Annotated in this window: 6 protein-coding genes; 3 read left to right on the top strand and 3 right to left on the bottom strand. The window is 36.2% G+C overall.

Going from position 1 to position 5,335, the window contains the following annotated elements; genetic code table 11:
• Positions 1-313: 313 nt before the first annotated feature.
• Positions 314-1,000, bottom strand: a complete 687-nt coding sequence (locus tag BANVL01_RS26285) for a GNAT family N-acetyltransferase (protein ID WP_066093068.1) — start codon at positions 998-1,000, stop codon at positions 314-316.
• 318 nt (positions 1,001-1,318) lie between these two features.
• Between BANVL01_RS26285 and BANVL01_RS26280 the strand changes: the two genes are divergently transcribed.
• Entirely contained in the window at positions 1,319-2,305 is a 987-nt protein-coding gene (locus tag BANVL01_RS26280) for an acyltransferase family protein (RefSeq protein WP_066093065.1), read from the top strand.
• Positions 2,306-2,468: 163 nt separating this feature from the next.
• On the opposite strand, the gene BANVL01_RS26275 is transcribed toward BANVL01_RS26280, so the two are convergent.
• Together BANVL01_RS26275 and BANVL01_RS28675 are read right to left on the bottom strand one after the other, a co-directional pair.
• A complete protein-coding gene (locus BANVL01_RS26275; RefSeq protein ID WP_066093062.1) occupies positions 2,469-2,942 on the bottom strand; it encodes a DinB family protein in 474 nt (157 codons plus the stop codon).
• A 227-nt stretch (positions 2,943-3,169) separates the two neighbouring features.
• Positions 3,170-3,295 (bottom strand): hypothetical protein, encoded by a 126-nt coding sequence (locus BANVL01_RS28675; protein WP_268874978.1) that lies wholly within the window; start codon positions 3,293-3,295, stop codon positions 3,170-3,172.
• Between the two features lie 26 nt (positions 3,296-3,321).
• On the opposite strand from BANVL01_RS28675, the gene BANVL01_RS26270 reads away from it, so the two are divergent.
• Both BANVL01_RS26270 and BANVL01_RS26265 read left to right on the top strand, forming a co-directional pair.
• Positions 3,322-4,293 carry a hypothetical protein gene (locus BANVL01_RS26270; RefSeq protein ID WP_066093058.1) on the top strand — a complete coding sequence of 324 codons (972 nt, stop codon included), beginning with the start codon at positions 3,322-3,324 and terminating at the stop codon, positions 4,291-4,293.
• A gap of 49 nt (positions 4,294-4,342) precedes the next feature.
• Positions 4,343-5,335, top strand: a 993-nt coding sequence (locus tag BANVL01_RS26265) for a hypothetical protein (protein ID WP_066148191.1), incomplete at its 3' end; no start/stop codon positions are given.

The following is a 5,335-nucleotide window of genomic DNA, read 5'->3' as shown; positions in this document are numbered from 1 at the left end:
GCCCTTCTATTGGACAAAACTCTTTTATAAACCCCTTAAATTGTCCAATAGACCCCTTCTATTGGACAAAACTCTTTTATAAACCCCTTAAATTGTCCAATAGACCCCTTCTATTGGACAAAACTCTCTTGCAAACCACTTAAATTGTCTATTAGACCCCTTCTATTAGACAAAACCCTATTTAAACCACATAAATTGTTTATTAGACCTCTCTATTGGACAATGCTCGGCAAATGTGCAGCAAAGAACGCCGTTAGTCGCATAATAAAAAGCCGCCAATTAAGGCAGCCTGATCTTAAAGTAAAGAACGCTGTTAGTTGAAAAAGGTTAATTCATCAACATCCATCTCTTTTAAGCAAGTCCTAAGAACCTTTTTATCAATTCCATTTACTAAGCAATATTTTTCTTGATAAATAACTCGAATAAAATCATTGATTTCTTCCTTGGATATATCATTTTTATTAATAAAGAGATTTAATGGGATATTGCTTTCACCGTTATGTAAAGGTGGTTGTACGTAATTGAATTCTTCATATTGATAATAGCCATTTCTTTCAAAAAATCGATTTCTTTTGATACAATCTTCTTTTTCTTCCTCCGTATGGACTAGTTCTTGTTTTTCTGTTTCCAGGATTATAGCCCTTAATGATCCATTTCCTGCTGAAAGGGCATCTTTTTTTAATAATTCTTCTAATTTCAATAATGTTTTTGAACCTAATCCCTTACTTCGTACATCAGGATTAGTAACTAAATAAACGATAAACCCCAAATTAGCATCAGCAAAATAGTGCCCTGTTGCAAAAGAGACAACCTGCCCCTCTTCAAAGCCAACCAAGAACCGAAAACTATTTGGCTTTCTACATCTTGCATACTGTAAACTTTCAAAAAAAATATTGTGTGACTCTCTCACTTCAATAGGAAATGCGTGGTCATAAATATTTAACGCCTTTTCTATGTTAGTCAAATTATCATAGGTTATTTCATCCCATTTAATAGTCATCACATTACCACCTTTATAAAAATATTCAATAATTGTACCATAAATAGCAAAATAACTTATGCTATCCTTGTTCAACTATCCAGCTCCGTTTAGTTGAACAAGAAAAGAAGCAATTTATTAAGGTTTATTAACCTTTATTTCATAGTTTTGTAACATCCAATTAGTAAAGTTTAATAGGGAGTTAGTATGCTTTTTCACATAAATCCACTATAAGAGTTTATTTTTCCTTGTAAGGTGGTAGGTAAGAGTTATACTCATATATGATTTTTTAAAGATTAAAAAACAAGGAGTAAGAAATTTTTGGAGGTGTTCGATATTATGGATTCCTCTAAAAAAAGGAGTCTTTACTTTGACAACGTAAAATTCATTTTGATATTTTTAGTCGTTTTCGGTCATGTTATCAGTCCTTTAAAAGCTAACAATAACATTCTATTCACTCTATATTCCGTCGTATTCCTTTTCCATATGCCAGCCTTTATCCTTATTTCTGGATATTTTTCAAAGGGATTTCATAAGAAAGGTTATTTCTTAAAAACCGTAAAGAAGATTTTAATACCATACATCATTTTTCAAATAGTCTATTCGATTTTTTATTATTTGGTCGGAGAAGAATCTACACTTAAAATTGACCTTTTACAGCCACACTGGACCTTATGGTTTTTATTGAGCCTGTTCTGTTGGAATATTCTCCTTCATGTATTTGCAAGGCTAAAATGGGTTGGATTACTTATAGCAGTTGTAGTTGGCATTGGAATTGGTTATTTCGATCATGTGGGTAGTTATTTATCATTATCAAGAACTTTTGTATTTTTCCCCTATTTTCTATTAGGATTCTTATTAGATTCCAAGCATTTAAAATGGGTTAAGAAAGTAAAATATTCAACATTCATTGGATATGCAGTTCTCCTTATGACAATTTTGATATTTGGAACATGCTTTCCAAAGGATGCCATACCATGGCTGCTTGGTGATACACCATATGCCGATTTAGGTATGAAGGGATTGACGGATGGTTTCATTCGTGCATCCCAATATTTTGTAACAGTAATAGTTATTTGCGGGTTTTTGGCCATTGTCCCGTCAAATGGATTTAAAATGACTATAATTGGTCAACGGACCTTATATGTGTACCTCTTACACGGATTTATTATTAAATCGATCCAAGCAATCGTCTCTGACGATACATTAGATGGATTATCTAATCAATACTTAATCCTAATTGTTTTTTCTTTAGGCCTTTGTATATTATTAGGAAATTATTTCATCCAAAAATATACTCGTCCATTGATTGAATTAAGAATATAACTGGAAAGAGAGGGTGGGGAACTGTAAACTGTACCCTGTAGAGTAGACACTATAATAAAAAATTACTCTACAGGGTCTTTTTGTGCAATTGAATGAAACGGGATCGAATAATAAAAATGCTGCCTAGATGGCAGCATTGAGTGTATTGTCCTATAGTGAATCTTTAAGGCCCTATGAGATCCGTGTCTGGGGGGATATACCCAAGTTGTCTGCCGATTTTTACAATTTGTCCTTTATGGTGAAATTCATGTGTAATGGTATGCGTAAAAAGCCATAGTGCAGATATCTCCGCTCTTCTACCTTCCTCAAAGGATACTTGTATGGTGTTATCCCATTTGCCTTTAAATTCATTTAGAAATTCATGAACCAGGTCATCGATTTTCCTAAAAACTTCACGCATCTCCGCTACATTGTTAATGGAATCTGGTGTTATTTTGGGAAAAGATTTACCAAGAGCTCGACTTCCTAACCATACCCGATAACAATCGGCTACATGAGCATGCAAACTGCGAATAGAGTCTCCACCAAAGGTTTCAAGTTCTTTAATATAATCGGATTGTGGCAAGGTTTCACAATAACTAAATAATGATTCTCTGGTGAGTCGAATCCACTCATACTGGCTTACGAATACATCCATCTTCTCACTCTCCTAAATAAATTTTTTATAAGTAAATCTAGGATCACTTTGGTGTGTTTATTACATTCAATATATCCTTTTTATTAATTCTGTTTAAAACCTGTATTTCCTTCTTAAATATTGCAATGTTGAGTAAAAAAGTCAGGGCACCCTGATTGCTCAACAAAATCCAATCAATTGTTTGATTAGAAATAAGACCTGTCCAATCTAAAGATAGTCCTGAATCGCTAAAATACTCCAAAACTAAGGGTAATATGAATCATGGAATCATAGGTGAAAAGAATTGTTTCTTTATATTCGTGAAGAAAATGGTCAAAAAATGTTTCATTATCACGAATTTTGTTCGTGAACATGACGATTAATGAAAGGGGGTGAGATGTTGCACTTCCGCCATTTTCTTATACCCGTGCTTATGGTCGGAGCAGCCCTGTTTTTACCAAATAACACCTTTGCCGAAAAGAATGAGCATGGTGGACAGCAGAATTCCCACAAGGAACATGTTCAAGTGAAGAATTCTTCAGAAAAGTCTGGGAACACAGCTAAACAGGCTAACGTTCCGGCAAAAGCTGAAAACGCGAAGCCAAGGGAAAAAACTGTGGTGATGCCTGAACAGGCTAGTAAAAAACAGAATGGTGTAAAACAGCAGGATTCCAATCATGCTGCGAACCAAGGTAGTTCCAAAAAGTCAGCTGCTAAAGATCCGAAGACTTTGCCGGAGCAGGCAAAAGGAAACGGATACGGTCTATCTAAAATAAACAAGACTGAAAACACCGTTAAGGCTCCTGGTCAGGAGAAAAGCGAAGCTGTCAGGGGTGATAATAGAGGGCAGGGAAAGAATAAGCTTAAGGATAGGAACGAGCGTTCCTCTAATATTGCAGTAAAAGATAAAGTCGAACACCCCTCTGATATCACTGTAAAAAATAAATCCGAGCTTAACGATGGAAACACTGTAAAAAATAAATCCAAATCGACGAGATTGGTTTCTAGCTTTGAACCAAAAGTAAAAGGTTCAGATCTATCAGCACCAAAAAAGGTTGAACATTTTGAACCTTCTTTACCAGTGCTACCACAAAAGGGAAATGTCCCTGCCAGTAAGGAAGAGATCCCAACCGTCGATCAGGTTATTAACCCGACCCAACGTTTAAACAGTCCTGGTGGTCAATCAAATGATCGAGTCAGCCAGGGTTTACAGACAGTAAGTTTCTTGGAGAAGTGGTTTGAATGGAATAAATACAATGAAATCAATCTTGTCCAGGCTTACTTTTCTCGGGATAAACTTATGAATAATCAATGGGTAAATGCTCCACCTTCACCACCGCCGCAAGAAAGCTCCTTTATTATAAACCGTTAACCGCAGCTAAATGCCACGGAAACAGGAAAATAAAAGGAGCGAATTAAAAATGAATCATTATCTTAATCCTAATAAAGTTGTTAAATCGTTTGTATTAGCTGGAGCTGTATCTTTTGGAATTTTTGCAGGTGCACATTTTACGGAAGCTTCCGGCCCTGATAAGGCAAAAGGGGAGCACTCTGTTCATGTAAAATACGAAAATAAGGAAAAAGGTCATGAGAGAGAAAAGCATGAATCTTATTCAAAATTTGGAAAGCCTGCGGCACCAAAAGTAAAGGCACAACATAAAGCTGAAAACGAAGGAAACGAACAAAACGAACACCATAAAGCTGAAAAAGTGAACAAATCACAAGCAAGTGTGCATGCTAGTGAATCGGCAAAAATGCATGCTGCACCAAACTCAGCCGTTCACGGCAAGGCTGGAAAAGCTGAAAAGGTTAACAAATCTCAAGCAAGTGTACATGCCAGTGAATCGGCAAAAATACATGCTGCGCCAAACTCAGCCGTTCATGGCAAGGCTGGAAAAGTGGAAAAGCCGGTAAAGGAAGTTCCAGCTGAAGAGGCGGTTAAAGAGGAAGTTCCAGTTCAAGCACCAGCAACCGAGGATGTAACAACAGATCACAAGCATGATGAAAAGACAGAAGACAAAGCGGATGTTGAAAAGGATGAAAAAATGAAAGATCATGATTCCAATTCAGCAGTAAAACCAGAGGATGAAGATGATCAAGGTGAAGATGATGACCATGATTCTGATTCTAAAAAAGTCGCTCATCATCTTCATGAGGCTGTCGTGAAAACAGAAGATGAAGATGATCAGGATCAAGATGGTGACCATGATTCTGATTCTAAGAAAGTTACTCATGATCATGAGGCTGTAGTGAAAATAAAGGGTGAAGATGATCAGGGTGAAGATGATGACCATGATTCAGATTCTAAGAATGCTGCTGATGATCACGAAGCTGTAGTATCTGAAGATAAAACTTCCGAAGAAACAACTGAAGTTGCAACAGAAGAATCTACTGAAGTTGCAACAGAAGAAGCA

This window comes from Neobacillus novalis NBRC 102450 (genome assembly GCF_001591805.1).
Taxonomy (GTDB): domain Bacteria; phylum Bacillota; class Bacilli; order Bacillales; family Cytobacillaceae; genus Neobacillus; species Neobacillus novalis.
This window is presented reverse-complemented; position numbering and strand designations above follow the sequence as displayed.